We start from the raw sequence: 18,422 nt of genomic DNA, 5'->3' as shown, positions 1-18,422 counted from the left end.
AGCTGGCCCTCCCTCAGTCTTTAATCAATTGTTCGGCTTTCTCGACCTTTTCTTTATCGTGCTTCAGTTGCTTCTCGATATCGTACGCCATATACATGTCATGTTTAATCATATACTCGGCGATTTCTGCATGGTCTTCAATCGCTTGATTCAACTGTTTGACGAGTACTTTTCGTACTTCAGGCGTGGCCGTCTCTGTGACCGCGACGGCATAGGCCCGTACGACCGATTTTGCCGTGACGAGTAAGTCTGTCGCGATCAGCTCGTCTCGTTGTTTACTGGCGCGCTTCAAATTCTCTGTGATCCCCATAGAACAACCTCCTTCTCATTGACGATCTGGTAGTAATTCTTTCAGTTCTTTAATGGCTTTCTCCGTGTGGGAGAGGTGGTTTTGCGCGATGGATTTTAGCTGGTCATCTTTGATGAGCGGTTCGCTAACGTACCCCTTTACGAGCGCCGCTTGCTTCATCGTCAATACCTCATGAATCTCCAAAATCTCGTGAATTGCTAGTTTTTTCTCTGCCATTTTGATCCTCCTTCATTCATCGAGTAGACGGTCGCGCATCGGCATGCGCTTCTCCTCGTTTATGCTTCAACAACCAGATATGGAAGAAGTACTCCACTACTGCTGTCGCAATTGCCGTCACGAGCGCCATGAGCGCAAAGTTTGAGTCTGCGGCCAAATCGAAATCTAAAAGCCACAAGAAGAACCACGTGAGTAAAAAGACAAGACCGAAGTCCGCAATCGTTGCCGGGATGTTCCCAAACTTGCGTAAAATGAGCATGTCCCCGATGAAATAAGCGATTGTTCCAATCGCGATGGCAATCCAAGCCGCGTGATACCACGGGATGGTAAACCCGAGTGTCAAAACGACAATGAACACGACGATTAACGCCGACATTTTGATCCCCACTGTTTTTCCATGATTCACTTCCATGTTCGTACCCTCCTTTCTGTTTTGCATTCTCTAGCTATGTTTCTGTATCGTACAGTCAGATGTTCCCGAGTCCACTGAACTTAAACAAAAATGTTTTCTTGCCTTATTGAGGTAAAGTATTAAGTGCTCTAAATTTTTGATCGACCCATTTACAATTGATACTCAGCCTATCACTTTGTGCACTTTCGTTAGCTAAATACTTTGAAGCTTTGATTTTTCACACTAATTTACAAACGTGTAACAAAAAAACGAGACGTCTGCTACGCCTCGTTCTTCCCTTATTTACTTGGCAAGTTTTTCACGGCCGGACCTTCGATGACTTCACCGTTCGGTTTGAAGCGTGAACCGTGACACGGACAGTCCCACGACCTTTCCGCCTGGTTCCAGTTCACGGTACAGCCCATGTGCGTACAGGCCGACCCGACGAGCGTCACGTTGCCGTCGACGTCGCGGTAAGCGGCGACATGTTCGCCGTCGTGGTCGACAATCGCCCCTTCGTCGAACCCGAGCTCATCGAGTGATTTCTCAGCCGGTTTCACTTTTCCTTTAATCAATTCTTTCGCGACGTCCGCGTTCGTCTTCACGAACCGGGCCGCGTCAGACAGTTTCCATTTCGAACGGGACGGGTCGTACAAATCCTCGTATCGATTCGTCCGTTGCATAATTAGATCCGTAATGACGCGAGCCGCGATAATGCCTTGACTCATCCCCCACTTCGAAAAACCGGTTGCCACGAAGACGTGCGGCGTATCATTCGTCATCCGCCCGATATACGGCACTTTGTCGAGCGTAATCAAATCTTGGGCCGACCAATGGTGGGTGAACGACTCGAGCCCGAAATGGCGATGGGCGAAATCCCCCAGGTTCTCATAACATTTGAACGTCTCTTTCTTATGTCCACTTAAATGATTCTCTCCACCAAAGAGCGCCATCTTTTGCCCGTTGTCGAGTTTCACATGACGGAGCGAGCGGCTCGGTGAATCGACGCTGATGAACATGCCTTCCGGGAACTGAGCGCTCGGAATTTCAGCCGAGACGACGTACGACCGTTCGATTTCCATCTTCGAGAAATAGAGCCCTTTGAAGTCATTGAACGGGTAATGGGTCGCGACGACGACGTCTTGTGCCGTGACCGTGTGGCCTGCCTCAGTCGTCAACCGGTTCGGTGTCCCGTACTCGACACCTGTCACACGTGTCATCTCATAGAACGTCCCCCCAAGCTCAAGAAACCGTTTCATGAGACCTTGTAAGTATTTAACCGGGTGGAACTGGAGCTGATCGCGCATGACCGTCGCCTTTTCCACCGGATAGGGCAGAAGACTGTTCACCTCGTCGGTCGCATCGCCCCCGTTGATCCCGAGCTTCGCGTACGCGTCATCTTCCTTCTCGAGCAGTTTGGCCGCGCTTCCTGACGAGTCAGCATACATATAGGCGTGTTGCCGTTCGAGGTCACAATCGATACCGAGTGACTCGACTTGATCAGAGAGGAATTGGAGCGCCTCGATATTGGCGTCATAGTATAGCCGCGCCTTCTCCTCACCGAGCGTTTTAATGAGTTCGGCGTAAATGACTCCGTGTTGAGCCGACACTTTTGCTGTCGTGTAGCCGGTCGTACCGGTACCGAACCGTGCCGCTTCGATTAAGGCGACTTGCTTTCCTTGTTCAGCGAGCTGGAGCGCAGCGACGACCCCGACGATTCCGGCTCCGACGACGGCGACTTCGGTCGAGATGTCTTCATGGACCGATGTAGTCGGGTCATCCTTGGCGACGTCACGCCAATACGATGATGGAAAATCTTTTAACATAAACGTTCCCTCCTTTAGCGAGATCCTTTATTGCATACAGTGCATGGTTGAAATACCCGTCCTCTTCCAATCAGAAACAAAAGGAGGCCACGCTTCAGGCCTCCTTTTGTTTCGGAATCGTAATGTCCTCAAATTGTTCGTCTCGGCAGAGGGTGATCGCCTGCATCGCGAGCGTGTAGTCTGGCTCGGACAGTGAGATGAGCTCCGTCGGAAGTACCCACTCCCTGTTGTTGTAAAGGTGGATGACGAGCTTGACGAGGGTGAGCGCCTCCTTCTCAAACGTATTGTCATCAATAATCGTCCCGGTGCGGATGATTCCTTTCTCTAGCTCGATGTACGGTAACAGAATGTCCTGTACTTGTTGATTCCCGGCAATTAAATAAAGGGCTGCGAAGTATTGCCGACTCGTTTTGCCGGGATCGTTGAGCTGCCTTGCGAGTCGCTTAAACGTCTCAAAGTGGTCGGGTGTTAAAAATTCTAAGTTATGCATGGCTTTTTCCTCTCTCGTCTATAGGTCCCGTTAGACTCTCGTCTTATAATTCCACCATTTCGAGGGGAGTAACCCTGTTTCGACGGAAATTTACATACGAACAGATTGTTTCATCCACCATACCCCTACCTGTATCTGGAAATTTTATTCTTTAAAAAAGGTTTTGATTTTTTTGATAGTGGAACTACTTACTTGTCGTGTAATTCACCATTTGTTCAAAAACAAGGAGGAATTCTATGTTTCGCCATCAGAAAGAACTACAGTTCGAAGTGAATGTCGATCGTCCAGATCCGCAACTGGCACGTCAAATTCAAGAAGTGCTCGGCGGTCAATTCGGGGAAATGACCGTCATGATGCAGTACTTGTTCCAAGGCTTCAACTGTCGTGGGGAAGAGAAGTATAAAGACATGTTGATGGACATCGGGACCGAGGAAATCGGGCACGTCGAGATGTTGTGCGCGCTCATCTCGCAACTGCTGGACGGCGCGTCACCGGACGACCAAGCCGAGGCGGCAAAAGACCCAGCGACGGCAGCGATTCTTGGGGGCATGAATCCGCAACACTTGATTGTCAGTGGTCTTGGTGGACTGCCGACGAACTCGAACGGGGTACCGTGGAACGGGTCGTATATCGTCGCGAGCGGAAACTTACTCGCCGACATGCGCTCGAACCTTCATGCCGAAACGCAAGGACGTCTCCAGGTCGCACGGCTCTATCATATGACGAAAGACGAAGGTGTACGGAAAGTATTCCGCAAGATGCTCGCCCGTGACCGCTATCACCAATACCAATGGATGGCGGCAATCGATGAGCTCGAGCAGAAAAATGGCGTCATCGTGCCGGCGACATTCCCAGCGAAAGATGAAAAAGAAGCTGAGAAGCATGGACTCGAGTTTTGGGATCTGTCGGAAGGCAACGAGTCGAGCCAAGGGAAATGGGCGACTGGTGCCGCGCCAGACGGTGCCGGCGACTTTGTCTATTTGAGCGACCCGGCTCCACAAGGCCAAAAGCCGGTCATGGATATTCCAGACAAGACCCTCCACCACGACTTGGATGCACCGAGCGGTGTCGAGAAAGTCGTGAAAAAAGTAGCCGATCAAATTAAACCTAAATGATGAAAAGCGTCCGCACTAATCTGTGCGGACGCTTTTTTTATGCAATTATGCGAGTTCTCGACTCTGTTCCGTCTCGTTTTCCGTCGCCCGACTTTTCGCGTCGAACTCGGCTTTTGTCATGACGTCTTCGACGTGCATGTTCACCTCGACGACTTCAAGACCCGTCATCTCGCTCATCGCCTTCTTGATTTTCGTGACCGCCTCATTGAAGACGCTCGGGATATTCTTGTTGTACTCGACGATGACACGAAGGTCGAGTGCGACTTGACGTTCGCCAACCTCGGCATCGATTCCTTTCGTGATATCCTCGGTGCTGCGGAAACGGTCTGTGAGGCCGCTCATGAAGCCACCACTCATCGAGAGGATGCCTTGAACTTCATTCGTCGCGAGTCCAGCAATTTTCTTGATGACTTGCTCCTCAAACGTCAACTTGTTTTGACGGACTGTCTCTTCTGTACGGTTAGCATTTACATTCACATTTTCGTTTGCCATTTTAAAAATCTCCTTTTTTCTGTTCAAGTTTTACCGATTGGTGTCCTTCGTTAATTTCGGGTGAAGAACGCGACCCACTCTTCCATGTGCAGTGCCCCGTCACGCCATTTCCCAATTAAGAAACCGAGGAGCGTAAGCGTCACGATTAACAGCGTCGGACCGAAACCGATCGTGAGGAAAAGCACCGCAATGAGTAAGCCGATACCCGCTCCGATGAGCCGGAACCGGTACGGCATGAGCATCGTTTTTGTATCCATTCCAGAGCCTCCTTATACGACCCGCTCGGACGTCTTGAGCAACGTATCGTGAATATTCAGTGACACGGTGGCCACAGGCACTTCCATGAGGGACTCGATTCGCTCTTTGACGTGCGATTGAATCTCTTTTCCGAGTGTCGGTAGCTTCTCCCGATTGAACACGGCACAATCGATATGGACGCGCACCTCGTCACGTTTCGAATCGATATCGACGTTGACGTTCGGCTTGCGCAGTCCTTGGAATTGTTTGAGTGACTCGTAAACCGTCTTTTCAATCGTGTCTTTCGACACGGTGATCCGGCCTTCGTTCGTTTGAATCGTGTACCGTCTCGGTTTTGATTTGGCGGCCAAACCTGTCATGAGCATGAGCAGGAAAATGACAGCGAGGAATATCCCGATTGCGAGAATCGTATAGATATACCAGTCTTGATTTTGCCATTGATCTGTATACGTTTGAATTTGCGGGACGTCATACACGCCGAGCAATAAAATCGCTACAGCGAATAATCCGATGACGCCCGTTACGACCAAGAGGGCTCGATTGAATCCATTCATAACGTTAATCCCCTTCTTTTCATATCATGCATGAGCGACGTATTTGATTTATCGTCGCATTTTACCAATCGGTAGTTGGAGTGATTCCCGTTCATGCGAACTTAAAACATTTCGATGTATAAATTATTTTCTCGTTGTGATAGTTGGGATTCGAACTTTCAAAAATGTTGATATGACAGCGTTTCTTTATCTATAGAAACAACACTTTCCATTTCTTCGTTCTAGGAAGTGAAATAAAATTTCTCGAAACAGTTTGACAGGTTTGTAGTTTTTTTACGTGGATAAATTCTGTCCATGGCCGAGGCGGTCATACATTTTTTTGAGAATGGAGACAACGAACATTATGGCAAACAGAAGAAACACACGGTTCAGTCAGTACTTGCGTCCAGAGGCGGACGCAGCAGGAAGAAACGTCTCTTGGGGATCCATCATCGCAGGGGTCGTCACGTTTTTCGCTCTTCTTTTAACGTTTAGCTTCATCGGTTCTGCAATCGGATTCGGGGTAACGGATGTCACATCAGATAATCCGTTTGATGGGGTCGGCACCGGGTTAATCATTTGGGGAATCCTCACGCTCATTCTTTCCTTATTCGCAGCTGGTTTCGTATCCGGTGTGACGTCGGCACGGACCGGACTCATTCACGGGTTCTTGACATGGGCGACAAGCGTCATTCTTTTATTCTCACTCCTCACGTTCACGACGATTAACACGTTCCAAACGGTCGGGTCGGTACTCGGGACAGTCGGTAGCGCAGCCGGTAGCGGCATCAGCACGGTCGCAAGCGGTGCATCGGATGCGGTCACGAGTGGCTTCACGGCTATCTCTGACAATGTATCAGACGTCAACACGGAGGAACTTCAAGGCAACGTAGAAGAAATTCTGCGCGATACCGATATCGAAGAATTGCAACCGGAATACCTGCAAGGCCAGCTCGACGCAGCTCGCCAAGACGCCACTGAAGCAGGAAAACAAGTATTAACGAACCCGGAAAACTTTGATCAAATCGTGGCTGACCTTGGTGATCGGTTGACTGAGCGCGCCGAGACGATTGAACAATCGGTCGACGAGCAGGAGATTGCCGACGCTGTCGCGCAAAACACAGATTTGACGCCAGCCGAGGCAGAAGAAGCGACTCAGAATATCGTCGACAGCTTGAATCAAGCGACGACGCAAGCAAGTGAACAAATCCAAAATGCGCAACAGACACTTCAAGAAACATCACAACAGTTAGAAACACAAATTGAAGAATTGCGCGTTCAGACTGAACAAGCGACAGAAACGGCTTCGAAAGTATCGATTTGGAGCTTTGTCGCCCTTATCTTGACGATGATTTTGACATCGATTGCCGGCATTGTCGGCTCGAGCACGGCTCGCCGTGACGACACGGTTAACCGTTAATCAAAAAAAACTGTCCCACTCATGATGAGCGGGACAGTTTTTTTCGTTACATCCGTCTGAGCGAAATCGCTTCACGCATCTTTTGGAGCGCCTCATGCCCGGCTTCCCCACGACGGATCATGACAATCGTGTAAAGCGCATCGATCAGGCTTAGCTCGGCAATCCTCGAGGCGAGCGCTTCGGACCGAAACTCCGTCTCTTGAGATACCGTGTAAAGCGATACATCAGCAAGCTTCGAGAGTGGTGATTTGGCGTAGTTCGTAATGGCAATAACCGGTACGTTCCCACTCAACACCTTCGCAACGTCGAGCGTCTCTTTTGAAGCGCCGGAGTGTGAGATGATGACGGCGACGTCGTCTTTTGTAAGCTGAGACGCCGACATGAGTTGCATATGCGCCTCGAGGTTTGCCGTAACAAAGAGACCGCTCCGAACGAACTTATGATAGGCGTCGAGCGCGATGACGGCAGAACCCCCACTGCCGAAAAACTCAATCCGTCGGCCCGAAAGCAACAAGTCGACGGCACGCTCGAGCGATTCCTCGTCAAGGATTTGTCGGGTCGCCTCGATCGTCCGCACGTTCGTCGTGAAGATCTTCTCGGCGATCTCAAGTGGCGTGTCGTCTGGTGCGATATCCTCATGGATGTCTTGCATCGGCGCGACGACGTCAGCAGCGAGGGCGATTTTTAGCGCCTGATAGCCTTTGAAGCCGATTCGTTGGCAAAACCGGAAGACGGTCGACTCGGCGACGTCCAAGTCGTCGGCGAGTTGGTTGATCGTGTGGTGGATGACCGTCTCCGGATGTTTCAAGATGTAGTCGGCGATGCGCTGTTCTTTCTTCCCCAAAGTCGAGTACGCACCGCGAATACGGGCGAGGCCGTTCGTGGTCTCCATAAGTCGTCTCCCCTTTCTGATTTAACGATACCGTGTCGAAAAAAATTCCGCAATGGATGTGCCAATTTCAAGCCATCCTTCAGTGTGCTAAAGAATTGACCTTCCTTCTAAAATGTTCCTTTAACGTCAAGACGATTATGCTACGCTAGGGAAGCACTTTTTGAATTTTTATGGATAGAAAGGGTTGGTTTTTATGGAACACCACCTACACAGTACATATAGTCTTCCCCTCGTGCTCTTGTCGATTGCGGTCGCTATTTTCTCCGCTACCGTCGCACTCGATATCAGTAGCCGATTAAAATATGCCACACATGTCTCACGCATTCGTTGGATCAGTGCCGGAGCCGTCAGCCTCGGTCTCGGGATATGGGCGATGCATTTCATCGGGATGCTGGCGTTTCATCTCGACACGGCCGTGACGTACCACCTCGGAATCGTCATCGCCTCCATCATTCCGGCTATCCTCTCGTCCGGATTCGCGTTCTACGTCATCAGCCAACAAACGGCCCGCCTGCGTGACCTCGTCATCAGCGCCGTCTTCATCAGTATCGGTATCGTCTCGATGCATTACGTCGGGATGGAAGCGATGCAGATGGACGCTGTCATCACGTATGACCCCATCATGTGGGGCTTATCAGCCGTCATTGCGTTTGTCGCCTCCCTCGTCGGCTTGTATCTCTTGCTCTCGCTCCCTGATGTCTCGCGTTTCCATTGGCGAAAACTGACGAGCGCCGTCTTGATTGGCCTCGCCGTGTCCGGCATGCATTACGTCGGCATGTCCGCTGCCGAGTTCACCCCGCTCGAGTCGACCTCGGAACCTGGGTTCTCGATGGACAGCGCCCTCCTCGCCTATTGGATCGGCGGGAGTGTCATGACGCTCTTCTTATTAATGCTCATCTCGGTCCGAAACGAGAAGCAGCTTGAACAACAGTCAAAAGAATCGGAGACGAAGTTCCAATCGGTCATCGAATCGGCGAACGATGCCATCATCGTCGCCGATGCGGACCGGAAGATCGTCGAGTGGAACCACGGGGCGGAAAATTTATTCGGCCACCTCGCCCAAGACGTGATCGGATCGTCCATCACCTTGATTATCCCGGAGCGCTTCCGTGACGCGCACGAGGCCGGAATGAAACGGTATCACGCGACCCGCGAGGCGAACGTCATCGGCCGGACAATCGAACTCGTCGGCTTACGAAAAGATGGTTCGGAGTTCCCTCTCGAAATGTCGCTCGGTACGTGGGAGACGGAAAGAGGACTCTTTTTCAGCAGTATCATTCGTGATATCAGTGAACGGAAACGAGTCGAGTCCCGAATCAACGACCTCGTCTACTTGGACCCACTCACCGGCCTCCCGAACCGTCGATTGTTCAACGATCGCCTCGACGCGCTGTTATCACATGAGGAGACGGTGACGTTCTCGCTCTTTTATATCGACCTCGACAACTTTAAGGTCATCAACGACCGTTTCGGTCACTCCCTCGGTGACGTGTTCTTGCGTCAAGTGACAGACCGCCTGTTGACGACGATCAATAAGACCGACACGCTCGCACGGCTTGGTGGGGACGAATTTATCATCTTGTCCCCGAATACCGGGAGCAACCTCGCCGCCCATCGCGCCCAGCACATCACGAACGCGCTCAACCAGCCGTTCACACTTGAAGGTGAGGACGTATTCACGAGTATGTCCGTCGGAATCAGCATCTATCCATCTGACGGGCGTACCGCCGACGACTTGTTGAAGAATGCCGATATCGCCATGTATCGGGCGAAAGAAGACGGGAAGAACGGTTTCCAGTTCTTCACGGAAGAAATGAACGAACTCATCGCCCGGAAGTCGCGCCTCGCGATGGCGCTCCGAAAAGGCATCAACCGAGGCGAGTTCACCGTCCACTATCAACCGCAAGTCAATCTTGCGACCGAGGAATTGATTGGCGTCGAAGCGCTCGTACGTTGGGCACATCCGGAACTTGGTACGATTTCACCGGGTGAGTTCATTCCCGTCGCAGAAGAAACCGGTAGTATCCACCGACTCGGTGAATTCGTTTTGAACGAAGCGTGCCGTCAAAACAAGGCATGGCAAGACGCAGGTGTTGAACCGTTCCGCGTCGCCGTCAACATTTCGGCCCTGCAGTTCGCTCAAAAAGATTTGCCAGACGTCGTCGCCCGGGCACTCGAAACGTCCGGTCTTGCCCCTAATTATCTAGAACTCGAGTTGACCGAGACGGTCATCCAAAGCGCCCAAAGCGCCATCGAGACGATGGACGCGCTCGTCGCGCTCGGAATCCATCTCTCGATCGATGACTTCGGCACCGGCTACTCGTCGCTCAGCTATTTGAAACGTTTCCCGATCGATACGCTGAAAATCGACCAGCACTTTACGAAAAACATCGAAAGCGACGTGAAAGACGCCGCCCTCGTCAAGACCATCATTCGAATGGCGCATGAACTCGGTTTAAACGTCATCGCTGAAGGTGTGGAGACGAAAGAGCAAGCCGACTTTTTAAAAGCCGAAGCATGTAATCAGGCACAGGGCTACTACTATAACAAACCGATGCCCGCCGACGAGCTCGGCACGTTCCTTTATCAATACAAAAAAAGTGTCTGACAAAAGGCTCACCTGAATCTCAGGTGAGCCTTCTTGTTGTAAATCGAAATAAATTTCATTTCTGATGTTGTTTTTCGAATTATTTTTGATATGATGAGACAGAGATGAAATAAAATTCGATTTTAGAGGTGACGATATGGAAATCGGTTTAATTGGATTGGGCAAGATGGGATACAACTTGGCATTGAACTTGAGCGACCACGACCATCGTGTCGTCGGGACGGACGCAGGTACTGTCGATGCGACCGATGCGTTCGAGATCGTCTCGACCTTAGAAGACGTCGTCGATGCGCTTGAGACGCCACGCGTCATCTGGACGATGGTACCAGCCGGGGACATCACCGAGGCCGTCATAGTGGAACTTTACGAACGGCTGTCGCCGGGAGACATCGTCATCGACGGCGGTAACTCGAATTATAAGCTGTCGGTCGCACGGGCCGAGCAGTTCGGCAAGAAAGGCATCTCGTTCTTCGACTGCGGGACGAGCGGCGGCACAGAAGGAGCGCGACACGGGGCTTGTACGATGGTCGGCGGTGACGCCGACGCCTGGCCAACCATCGAGCCGCTCTTCAAAGACTTGTCGATCGAGAACGGCTACTTGTATACGGGGCCAGCCGGGAGCGGTCACTTCTTGAAGATGATTCATAACGGCATCGAGTACGGCATGATGCAGGCGATCGCCGAAGGGTTCGATATCTTAGAGAAAAGCCCGTTCGATTACGACTACGAGCAAGTCGCCCGCGTCTGGAACCACGGATCGGTCGTCCGGTCTTGGCTCATGGAGCTGACGGAGAACGCGTTCCGAAAAGATGCGAAGCTCGACGAGATTAAAGGGGTCATGCATTCGTCCGGCGAAGGAAAATGGACGGTCGAGACGGCGCTTGATTTGCAAGCGGCCGCACCGGTCATTGCCCTCTCGCTCATGATGCGCTATCGCTCGCTCGAGGACGACACGTTCACAGGGAAAGTCGTCGCGGCGCTTCGAAACGAGTTCGGCGGCCATGCCGTCGTGAAAAAATAATGTTAGGAAAAGGTCAGGGGGATGGCCTTTTCCTTTGTTAAAAACTGTAAACGGTTACATATTTCATTAAAGGGGGAACACCTTATGTCTGGCTCTACACTTATTTTGATTGCCGTCGCCGGTATCTTCACGCTCTTATTCTTAGTCATGCGAACGAAGCTCCACGCGTTCGTCTCGCTCTTACTCGTCAGTCTACTCGTCGGGGTCGCCGCCGGCATGCCGCTCGGTGACGTCATCGCGTCCGTCCAAAACGGGATGGGCGGGACACTCGGCTTCGTCGCCGTCGTCGTCGGTCTCGGGGCCATGTTCGGGAAGATGCTCGAAGTATCGGGTGGTGCCGAACGGCTCGCGCAGACGCTCGTCGGGAAGTTCGGAGAAGACAAGGCGCAATGGGCGCTCGGCATCACAGGCTTCATCGTCGCCGTCCCCGTCTTCTTTGACGTCGGATTCATCATTCTCGTTCCAATCGTTTATGGCCTCGCCAAAAAGACGGGCCGATCGCTCCTTTATTACGGTATCCCGCTCCTCGCGGGTCTCGCTGTCACACACAGCTTCATCCCGCCGACACCAGGTCCGATCGCTGTCGCCAACTTGATTGGCGCCGAGCTCGGCTGGGTCATCTTGTTCGGGATTTTAGCGGGTATCCCGTCGATGATTTTAGCGGGACCGGTTTTCGGGAAGTATATCGCCAAGAAGATTCACGTCAACATCCCAGACTATATGGAGTTCGAGGAAGTCGACACGTCGAAAGAGCTACCGAGCTTCAAGATGATTCTCTCGCTCATCTCGATTCCGCTCGTCTTGATTCTTGCGAACACGTTATCTGCCGTCCTACTTGAAGAAGGCAACGCCGTCCGGACGTTCCTCACGTTCATGGGTCACCCGTTCGTCGCCTTGACGATCGCGACGCTCCTCACCTTCATCTTCCTCGGCACACGTCGCGGCTATTCGCGTGACGAAGTGCAGGAGATCGCGACGAAAGCGCTCGAACCGGCCGGGATTATCATCCTCGTCACCGGTGCCGGTGGCGTGTTCAAGCAAGTGTTGATCGATTCAGGCGTCGGTGACGTGCTCGGTGAGATGATGGCCGGGTCACCGCTGCCGGCGATCGTCCTCGCCTTCTTGATCGCGACGGTCGTCCGTGTCGCCCAAGGATCGGCCACCGTCTCGATGGTCACGGCGGCAGGACTCATCACGCCGCTCCTCGAACTTCAAAATATCACGGGGGCCGCGCTCGGCCTCATCGTCATCGCAATTGCCTCTGGTGCGACCGTGCTCTCGCACGTGAACGACTCGGGCTTCTGGCTCGTCAACCGTTACTTCGGTCTCGACGTGAAAGACACGCTCAAATCGTGGACCGTGATGGAAACGATTATCGGTTTGACGGGCTTTGCGGTCGTCTTCTTGATTAGCCTATTCATTCTTTAAGTTAGGAAGTGATGTGTATGTACACCATTGGCGTCGATATCGGGACGACGAGTACGAAGGCCGTCCTGTTCCATAATCAGCAACAACTCGCGGTCCATAACGTGCTGTACCCGCTCCTCACCCCAGATACAGAGACGGCCGAACAAGACCCGGTCGTTATCTATGGGGCCGTCCTTGAAGCCATTTCGGCCGTTCGGGCACATGCCGACGGACCCGTCCGCTTCGCGTCGTTCAGTTCGGCGATGCATAGCTTAATCGCGCTCGACGCATCGGGCCGTCCACTCACAAGGAGCATCACGTGGGCCGACAGTCGGGCGAACCCGTATACGCAAGAAATCAAACGCGATTTTGATGCGAGCGCGATTCATATGCGGACCGGTACGCCGGTCCACCCGATGGCACCTCTGTCGAAACTGCGTTGGTTAAAGCATGAGCAGCCGAATGTGTTCCATCAGGCAGCCAAATTCGTCTCGATTAAAGAGTACGTCTTTTATCGCTTGACCGGTCGTTTCGTCATCGACCACTCCATCGCCTCGGCGACAGGGCTGTTCAACTTGAAGACGTGCGACTGGGAAGCGGAAGCACTCGACATTGCCGGTGTGACGCCGAGTCAACTGTCTGAACTCGTGCCGACGACAGAGATTCTGACACTCACACCGGACGTCACCGAAACGCTCGGCTGGGACTTCCCGCTCGTCATCGGGGCGAGCGATGGGGTGCTCTCAAACCTCGGCGTCGGGGCGTTCGAGCAAGGGGTCGTCGCCGTCACAATCGGGACGAGCGGCGCCATCCGCACGGTCGTCCGGGAGCCAGTCGAGGACCCGAAAGGTCGCATTTTCTGTTACGCGTTGACGGACAAGCATTGGGTCATCGGCGGACCGGTCAATAACGGCGGCATCATCCTGCGTTGGCTCCGTGACGAGTTCGCGGCGAGCGAGGTCGAGACGGCGAAGCGGCTCGGGATGGACGCGTATGATGTGTTGACGCGGATTGCCGAGACGGTGAAACCGGGGGCGGACGGGCTGTTGTTCCACCCGTACTTGATGGGTGAACGGGCCCCGCTTTGGGACTCGAACGCACGCGGTTCGTTCTTCGGTTTGAGTATCCATCATAAGCGCGAGCACTTCATCCGCGCGGTGCTCGAAGGCGTCATCTTCAACTTGTATACGGTCATGCTGGCACTCGATGAATTGACGGGTGCGCCGAACCGGATTCATGCGACAGGTGGATTTGCCCAGTCGAGCCTATGGCGCCAGATGATGGCCGACATCTTCGATACGCCGGTCGTCGTGCCGGAAAGCCACGAGAGTTCGTGCTTAGGCGCGGTCATGCTCGGCGAGTATGCGTTCGGCGACGTGGATGACTTCACGGCCGTGCCACAAGTGACGCATGAGCATGCGCCAAACATGGAAGCGACGACCGTTTACCGAGAGCTGTTGCCGATTTACATCCGCTTGTCGCGTCACTTGGCGGAAGAATACGAAGCCATTTCGGATTTTCAACGGAAGCATGTATGAGAGAAGACCAAGTTCGCGATGAACTTGGTCTTTCGTTCACTTCTCATACGTCACCATGACGAACTGTCCCGACGCCCGTTGGCTCGTCAGTCTCAACTTCGTCTCTTTCGTGCCTTCTGGGAAGAGTGGGATGCCTTCCCCTAGCACGACCGGGGCGATGGCAATCTCATAGCTGTCAATCAAGTCGTGCGCCATCGCTTCCTTGATGATTTCACCTCCTCCGACGATCCAAATGTCTCCATCGACGTCTTGCTTCAACCGTTCGATGAGCTGGTCGATCGGCTCGTCGGTGAACGTGACGTGTTCGGCTTCCCGGTCCGGGTTCCGCGTCAAAATATAGTTCGGGATGTCCTTGTACGGATAGCCGTTCGGCTCGAGCACCAGCACCTCCTCATACGTTTTCCGTCCCATGATGACAGCGCCGACCGTCTTGAAAAAGTCGGCGTAGCCGTTGTCTCCCTCCCCCTCGACCGCAAACAACCAATCGAGTTGGTCGTTCGTTCGGGCGATCTTTCCATCTAAACTTGTCGCGATATATAAGACGACATTTCCCATGATTTATTCCTCCTTAATTCGTGATACATTTAGCTTAATCAATAAACACGACAAAACTTGACGGGAATGGATTAAATGAAAAAACGACATTTGCAGTTGATTCGACTGTTGAATCGGGGCCGTCGGTTCACGGCGGACGAACTCGCCCAAGAGACCGGCGCCTCGGTCCGGACGATTCAACGTGACATGCTGACGCTTGAAGAACTCGGCTATCCGATTTGGAGCGTCCCCGGCACGGGTGGCGGTTATGAGATGTTGCCGAACCGATTGCTCCCGCCGCTCCAACTTCGGGAGCAAGAAGCGGTCGCACTCTACCTGACGCTCAAATGGATGGAACAGATTCCGGACGTGCCGTTCGGGGAGTTACGCGACTCGTTGTCCGACTGGTACGTGAACGAATTGCCGCACGATCTTGAGACGAAAATTGCTCGGCTCGAGAAGAACATTCTTTGGCTCGGGAACAAGACCGCACCACCCGCCCCGTTCACGAAAGACGTGTTTCTGGCGGTCGAACAGAGACAAAAAATCGAGCTGACGTACGCAACAACGAAAGGATCACGTACGTTCACGATCGCCCCGTGCGGGATGGCGCTCCTCGATTTAAAGTGGTATGTGTATGGCCTCTCTGATTATGGACTGCGTCAATATCGGATTGACCGGATTGAAGCGATGCGTCTACTCGATGAGACATTCGAAGCGGACGATTTGGCGACGCTCCTCAAGACAAGTGACGAACGAATCGGGGTGACCGTTCGACTCGAGCTCACGCCGCTCGGCCGCCGTCTACTTGAAGACGTATTACCCGATATCGATAGGAAGAATGAGTGGGACGTGCCAGAAGCCGAGCTTCCGTTCTTGTCCCGACAATTACTCGCCGCCGGAGCGGAAGTCGAGGTCGTCGAGCCGATTGAACTGCGGGAGATGATGCGGGAGCAGGCACACAAGTTATGGGATATGTATGGTTAAAAAATGGACTCACACCTTTCCCGGTATGAGTCCATTTCAGATTGATTTTTGTTGAAGCTGACGAATGGACTGAAGAAGCCGCTCGGCATTTTTAGGGCTCTGCAACAGATACATCGCCTCCATCAATTGATTGTATTCTTGCTCGGGCATGATGACGGCATTGCGACCATTTTTTCGGACGATGGTCATTGTTTCACTATTTTCGTGAACTTGATTAAGGACTTGCTTCAAGTTGTTTCGAGCTTTTTCAAAAGAGATAGCGGTCATATTCATCTCTCCTATTTGAGTGAATTTTTATCTATATTATATTATACCCGAATCAGGACAAGTCATATTTAAAATAGTAACTACTATTTCACAAACGATGAATCCATTGGCTCACACACTTACTGTAATTTAATGGTAATATAGAGTTACTCAGTCTAACAGTATAGGAGCGCTATTATGATGAACAAACTATCATTCTCCACACTATTCGTCTCCATCAGCGTCATCTGACTCTGCGCCATCATGGTGTACCTTAACGTCTCGACGTTCGAACTGAACGAGACGATCGGTTCAGGCCTATTCTACTTGAAAGGCTATTATGAGAAAGGCAATATGATCGTCACCGAACAAGGCATCGGTGTCATCACGGTACCGCTCGTCATCGGTCTCGTCGCATCGACACTCATCAACGTCATCCAATTTTGCCGTACCCCTTCCGTTTCGGATTAACCCACTTCACACAAAGAACCTAACCGGGGCCCGGTTAGGTTCTTTGTTCAATTCGCTTGATCCATCTCTTTATGCATTTTCAGCAACTCATTCTTGTACAAGTCCGAGCGTCCCCCAAAGATGGCTTGAATATTGTTTTTCACCTTAATGACCCCGGCCGCGCCGAGCGCCTTCAACTCGTCCTCATCGATTTTTGACACGTCTTTCAATTCGACGCGAAGCCGAGTGAAGCACGCGTCGATGTCGACGATGTTCTCCCGGCCGCCGAGCGCCTCTTGGATGGCGAGCGCCGTCGTCTGAATCGACGTCTTTACTGCTTTCTTGTCATTGTAGTCTTTCCGAGTGAACAGTTTCGTCTCTTGTCCACCCCGGCCTGGCGTCGCCAAGTTCCATTTTTTAATCGCGAACGTGAAGATGCCGTAATAGACGAGGAAGAAACCTGCCCCGACGACGAGGTTCATCCACCAACGTGGCGTCCCTGGCAACACGTTCACCAAGACGTAGTCAATCAATCCCGAACCGCCGGCCCAACCGATATGGGCGTCTAGTGCGTACATGAGTGCGAACGACACTCCCGTCAACACGCTGTGTACGACGTAAAGGAGTGGTGCGATGAATAAGAACGTGAACTCAATCGGTTCCGTGATCCCGGTCAAGAACGCCGTCCCTCCCGCAGCAAGCAACAGACCACGGACGACCGGGCGCTTGTCCGGGTCTGCCTGACGGTACATGGCGAACGCCGCACCGAGGAGGCCGAACATGACGATTGGGAATTTCCCGGCCATGAAACGACCGGCCGTGACGTCGACACCTTCGGCGATTTGGGCGAGGAAGATATATTGATCCCCGCTCACGATTGAGCCGCCGACTGTCGCCGTACCCCCGAGTGATGTCCATAAGAACGGGGCATACCAAATGTGATGCAGTCCGGTCGGAATCAACAGCCGTTCGAGCATCCCGTATAGACCGACGTAGGCCGGATTCGTCGCGTCGCTCGCGATGACGTTCGCCATCGCCGTGAGCCCAGACTGAATCGGTGGCCAGACGAGCATCATGACAAAGCCGAGTATGATCGAGAAGAAGACCATGACGATCCCGACCGAGCGATCTCCGGCGAAGAATCCGAGCATCTCGGGCGGATTGAACGTATGGAACTTCTTGTACACCCAGACGGCGAGCAAGCCGACCGCGATCCCGCCGAGAACGCCCGTCTCAAGTGACGGGATGCCGAGCAACATGCCGTACTCTCCGCTCTCGGCCGCCATCGCTGGCGTGATTCCGAGCGCGATCGAGATTGTCGTGTTCATAATGACGTAGCCGACGAGGGCGGCGAGTGCCGCAATCCCTGATCCACCGGACAGACCGACCGCGACGCCGAGTGCGAAGATGATTGGCAAGTTGGCGAAGATGCTTAACCCGATTTGTAGCATCCCGGCACTGATTGCCTCGATCGTCCCGTTTTGTAGAAACGTCCAACTCTCGGCGAGCGGACCGGTCAGCGCCGCCCCGAGACCGAGCAAAATCCCGGCCGCCGGTAAGAGCGCCACCGGCACCATAAGCGCCTTCCCGAACTTTTGAAACACACCGAACCATTGACTCATCTGATTCACTCCTTATGTGTAAGCGTTATCAATTCAAAAAAATGAACAAAGGGGAAGATATCCCCT

At 52.7% G+C, this 18,422-nt stretch carries 20 protein-coding genes; 8 read left to right on the top strand and 12 right to left on the bottom strand.

All coding sequences use genetic code 11. The features are described from left to right. Positions 1 to 13: 13 nt before the first annotated feature. The 5 genes from KNP92_RS01935 to KNP92_RS01915 all read right to left on the bottom strand — a co-directional run bounded on the left by KNP92_RS01935 (position 14) and on the right by KNP92_RS01915 (position 3,233). The gene (locus KNP92_RS01935) at positions 14 to 310 is read right to left on the bottom strand and encodes a spore coat protein (protein WP_214836173.1); all 297 of its coding nucleotides are present in this window, start codon (positions 308 to 310) and stop codon (positions 14 to 16) included. Between the two features lie 15 nt (positions 311 to 325). Continuing rightward, a complete protein-coding gene (locus tag KNP92_RS01930) occupies positions 326 to 526 on the bottom strand; it encodes a hypothetical protein (RefSeq protein WP_034818052.1) in 201 nt (66 codons plus the stop codon). A 16-nt stretch (positions 527 to 542) separates the two neighbouring features. Then, positions 543 to 938: a DUF2512 family protein gene (locus tag KNP92_RS01925; RefSeq protein ID WP_214836168.1), complete on the bottom strand. Its 396-nt coding sequence runs from the start codon at positions 936 to 938 to the stop codon at positions 543 to 545. 278 nt (positions 939 to 1,216) lie between these two features. Beyond that, positions 1,217 to 2,743, bottom strand: a complete 1,527-nt coding sequence (locus tag KNP92_RS01920; protein WP_214836165.1) for an FAD-dependent oxidoreductase — start codon at positions 2,741 to 2,743, stop codon at positions 1,217 to 1,219. 94 nt (positions 2,744 to 2,837) lie between these two features. After that, positions 2,838 to 3,233: a hypothetical protein gene (locus KNP92_RS01915; protein ID WP_214836162.1), complete on the bottom strand. Its 396-nt coding sequence runs from the start codon at positions 3,231 to 3,233 to the stop codon at positions 2,838 to 2,840. A 236-nt stretch (positions 3,234 to 3,469) separates the two neighbouring features. Here KNP92_RS01915 and KNP92_RS01910 point away from each other — a divergent pair, with 236 nt between their 5' ends. After that, complete coding sequence (locus tag KNP92_RS01910; RefSeq protein ID WP_214836159.1) at positions 3,470 to 4,348, top strand: manganese catalase; 879 nt, start codon at positions 3,470 to 3,472, stop codon at positions 4,346 to 4,348. A 45-nt stretch (positions 4,349 to 4,393) separates the two neighbouring features. Here the strand turns inward: KNP92_RS01910 and KNP92_RS01905 are convergent, their stop codons facing one another. The 3 genes from KNP92_RS01905 to amaP are packed head-to-tail and all read right to left on the bottom strand — an operon-like array spanning position 4,394 to position 5,652. Further along, on the bottom strand, positions 4,394 to 4,840 hold the full coding sequence (locus KNP92_RS01905) for an Asp23/Gls24 family envelope stress response protein (RefSeq protein WP_214836156.1): 447 nt from the start codon (positions 4,838 to 4,840) through the stop codon (positions 4,394 to 4,396). Between the two features lie 50 nt (positions 4,841 to 4,890). Further along, the gene (locus KNP92_RS01900) at positions 4,891 to 5,097 is read right to left on the bottom strand and encodes a DUF2273 domain-containing protein (RefSeq protein ID WP_214836153.1); all 207 of its coding nucleotides are present in this window, start codon (positions 5,095 to 5,097) and stop codon (positions 4,891 to 4,893) included. Positions 5,098 to 5,109: 12 nt separating this feature from the next. After that, the gene (gene amaP / locus KNP92_RS01895; protein ID WP_214836151.1) at positions 5,110 to 5,652 is read right to left on the bottom strand and encodes an alkaline shock response membrane anchor protein AmaP; all 543 of its coding nucleotides are present in this window, start codon (positions 5,650 to 5,652) and stop codon (positions 5,110 to 5,112) included. Positions 5,653 to 5,995: 343 nt separating this feature from the next. On the opposite strand from amaP, the gene KNP92_RS01890 reads away from it, so the two are divergent. Next, the gene (locus KNP92_RS01890) at positions 5,996 to 7,051 is read left to right on the top strand and encodes a YrzE family protein (RefSeq protein WP_251136359.1); all 1,056 of its coding nucleotides are present in this window, start codon (positions 5,996 to 5,998) and stop codon (positions 7,049 to 7,051) included. Between the two features lie 46 nt (positions 7,052 to 7,097). On the opposite strand, the gene KNP92_RS01885 is transcribed toward KNP92_RS01890, so the two are convergent. Next, positions 7,098 to 7,943: a MurR/RpiR family transcriptional regulator gene (locus KNP92_RS01885; protein ID WP_214836148.1), complete on the bottom strand. Its 846-nt coding sequence runs from the start codon at positions 7,941 to 7,943 to the stop codon at positions 7,098 to 7,100. Between the two features lie 193 nt (positions 7,944 to 8,136). Here KNP92_RS01885 and KNP92_RS01880 point away from each other — a divergent pair, with 193 nt between their 5' ends. The 4 genes from KNP92_RS01880 (at position 8,137) to gntK (ending at position 14,517) form a co-directional block, all read left to right on the top strand. Then, positions 8,137 to 10,551 carry a bifunctional diguanylate cyclase/phosphodiesterase gene (locus tag KNP92_RS01880; RefSeq protein WP_214836145.1) on the top strand — a complete coding sequence of 805 codons (2,415 nt, stop codon included), beginning with the start codon at positions 8,137 to 8,139 and terminating at the stop codon, positions 10,549 to 10,551. Positions 10,552 to 10,687: 136 nt separating this feature from the next. Beyond that, positions 10,688 to 11,572 carry a phosphogluconate dehydrogenase (NAD(+)-dependent, decarboxylating) gene (gnd, locus tag KNP92_RS01875; RefSeq protein WP_214836142.1) on the top strand — a complete coding sequence of 295 codons (885 nt, stop codon included), beginning with the start codon at positions 10,688 to 10,690 and terminating at the stop codon, positions 11,570 to 11,572. 84 nt (positions 11,573 to 11,656) lie between these two features. After that, positions 11,657 to 13,000, top strand: a complete 1,344-nt coding sequence (locus KNP92_RS01870; RefSeq protein ID WP_214836139.1) for a GntT/GntP/DsdX family permease — start codon at positions 11,657 to 11,659, stop codon at positions 12,998 to 13,000. A 17-nt stretch (positions 13,001 to 13,017) separates the two neighbouring features. Continuing rightward, complete coding sequence (gene gntK / locus KNP92_RS01865; protein ID WP_214836136.1) at positions 13,018 to 14,517, top strand: gluconokinase; 1,500 nt, start codon at positions 13,018 to 13,020, stop codon at positions 14,515 to 14,517. A 36-nt stretch (positions 14,518 to 14,553) separates the two neighbouring features. Here gntK and KNP92_RS01860 read toward each other — a convergent pair whose 3' ends face one another. Then, on the bottom strand, positions 14,554 to 15,072 hold the full coding sequence (locus tag KNP92_RS01860) for a dihydrofolate reductase family protein (protein ID WP_214836131.1): 519 nt from the start codon (positions 15,070 to 15,072) through the stop codon (positions 14,554 to 14,556). Between the two features lie 75 nt (positions 15,073 to 15,147). On the opposite strand from KNP92_RS01860, the gene KNP92_RS01855 reads away from it, so the two are divergent. Beyond that, positions 15,148 to 16,038: a helix-turn-helix transcriptional regulator gene (locus tag KNP92_RS01855; RefSeq protein ID WP_214836128.1), complete on the top strand. Its 891-nt coding sequence runs from the start codon at positions 15,148 to 15,150 to the stop codon at positions 16,036 to 16,038. A 36-nt stretch (positions 16,039 to 16,074) separates the two neighbouring features. On the opposite strand, the gene KNP92_RS01850 is transcribed toward KNP92_RS01855, so the two are convergent. Next, the gene (locus KNP92_RS01850; protein WP_214836125.1) at positions 16,075 to 16,305 is read right to left on the bottom strand and encodes a type II toxin-antitoxin system Phd/YefM family antitoxin; all 231 of its coding nucleotides are present in this window, start codon (positions 16,303 to 16,305) and stop codon (positions 16,075 to 16,077) included. Positions 16,306 to 16,548: 243 nt separating this feature from the next. Between KNP92_RS01850 and KNP92_RS01845 the strand changes: the two genes are divergently transcribed. After that, positions 16,549 to 16,755: a hypothetical protein gene (locus KNP92_RS01845; protein WP_214836120.1), complete on the top strand. Its 207-nt coding sequence runs from the start codon at positions 16,549 to 16,551 to the stop codon at positions 16,753 to 16,755. Between the two features lie 47 nt (positions 16,756 to 16,802). Here KNP92_RS01845 and KNP92_RS01840 read toward each other — a convergent pair whose 3' ends face one another. Beyond that, the gene (locus KNP92_RS01840) at positions 16,803 to 18,356 is read right to left on the bottom strand and encodes a PTS transporter subunit EIIC (protein WP_214836106.1); all 1,554 of its coding nucleotides are present in this window, start codon (positions 18,354 to 18,356) and stop codon (positions 16,803 to 16,805) included. Between the last annotated feature and the right edge of the window lie 66 nt (positions 18,357 to 18,422).

The sequence above is a fragment of the Exiguobacterium sp. s122 genome, assembly GCF_018618475.1.
Lineage (GTDB): Bacteria > Bacillota > Bacilli > Exiguobacteriales > Exiguobacteriaceae > Exiguobacterium > Exiguobacterium himgiriensis.
This window is presented reverse-complemented; position numbering and strand designations above follow the sequence as displayed.

What these genes read in the sequence shown, in the direction of transcription:
- KNP92_RS01930 (WP_034818052.1), bottom strand. Translation starts at nt 526, where the DNA reads ATGGCAGAGAAAAAACTAGCAATTCACGAGATTTTGGAGATTCATGAG.
- KNP92_RS01900 (WP_214836153.1), bottom strand. Translation starts at nt 5,097, where the DNA reads ATGGATACAAAAACGATGCTCATGCCGTACCGGTTCCGGCTCATCGGA.
- KNP92_RS01910 (WP_214836159.1), top strand. Translation starts at nt 3,470, where the DNA reads ATGTTTCGCCATCAGAAAGAACTACAGTTCGAAGTGAATGTCGATCGT.
- KNP92_RS01920 (WP_214836165.1), bottom strand. Translation starts at nt 2,743, where the DNA reads ATGTTAAAAGATTTTCCATCATCGTATTGGCGTGACGTCGCCAAGGAT.
- KNP92_RS01935 (WP_214836173.1), bottom strand. Translation starts at nt 310, where the DNA reads ATGGGGATCACAGAGAATTTGAAGCGCGCCAGTAAACAACGAGACGAG.
- KNP92_RS01855 (WP_214836128.1), top strand. Translation starts at nt 15,148, where the DNA reads ATGAAAAAACGACATTTGCAGTTGATTCGACTGTTGAATCGGGGCCGT.
- KNP92_RS01870 (WP_214836139.1), top strand. Translation starts at nt 11,657, where the DNA reads ATGTCTGGCTCTACACTTATTTTGATTGCCGTCGCCGGTATCTTCACG.
- KNP92_RS01880 (WP_214836145.1), top strand. Translation starts at nt 8,137, where the DNA reads ATGGAACACCACCTACACAGTACATATAGTCTTCCCCTCGTGCTCTTG.
- KNP92_RS01840 (WP_214836106.1), bottom strand. Translation starts at nt 18,356, where the DNA reads ATGAGTCAATGGTTCGGTGTGTTTCAAAAGTTCGGGAAGGCGCTTATG.
- KNP92_RS01845 (WP_214836120.1), top strand. Translation starts at nt 16,549, where the DNA reads ATGGTGTACCTTAACGTCTCGACGTTCGAACTGAACGAGACGATCGGT.
- KNP92_RS01925 (WP_214836168.1), bottom strand. Translation starts at nt 938, where the DNA reads ATGGAAGTGAATCATGGAAAAACAGTGGGGATCAAAATGTCGGCGTTA.
- KNP92_RS01905 (WP_214836156.1), bottom strand. Translation starts at nt 4,840, where the DNA reads ATGGCAAACGAAAATGTGAATGTAAATGCTAACCGTACAGAAGAGACA.
- amaP (WP_214836151.1), bottom strand. Translation starts at nt 5,652, where the DNA reads ATGAATGGATTCAATCGAGCCCTCTTGGTCGTAACGGGCGTCATCGGA.
- KNP92_RS01860 (WP_214836131.1), bottom strand. Translation starts at nt 15,072, where the DNA reads ATGGGAAATGTCGTCTTATATATCGCGACAAGTTTAGATGGAAAGATC.
- KNP92_RS01915 (WP_214836162.1), bottom strand. Translation starts at nt 3,233, where the DNA reads ATGCATAACTTAGAATTTTTAACACCCGACCACTTTGAGACGTTTAAG.
- KNP92_RS01885 (WP_214836148.1), bottom strand. Translation starts at nt 7,943, where the DNA reads ATGGAGACCACGAACGGCCTCGCCCGTATTCGCGGTGCGTACTCGACT.
- gnd (WP_214836142.1), top strand. Translation starts at nt 10,688, where the DNA reads ATGGAAATCGGTTTAATTGGATTGGGCAAGATGGGATACAACTTGGCA.
- gntK (WP_214836136.1), top strand. Translation starts at nt 13,018, where the DNA reads ATGTACACCATTGGCGTCGATATCGGGACGACGAGTACGAAGGCCGTC.
- KNP92_RS01850 (WP_214836125.1), bottom strand. Translation starts at nt 16,305, where the DNA reads ATGACCGCTATCTCTTTTGAAAAAGCTCGAAACAACTTGAAGCAAGTC.
- KNP92_RS01890 (WP_251136359.1), top strand. Translation starts at nt 5,996, where the DNA reads ATGGCAAACAGAAGAAACACACGGTTCAGTCAGTACTTGCGTCCAGAG.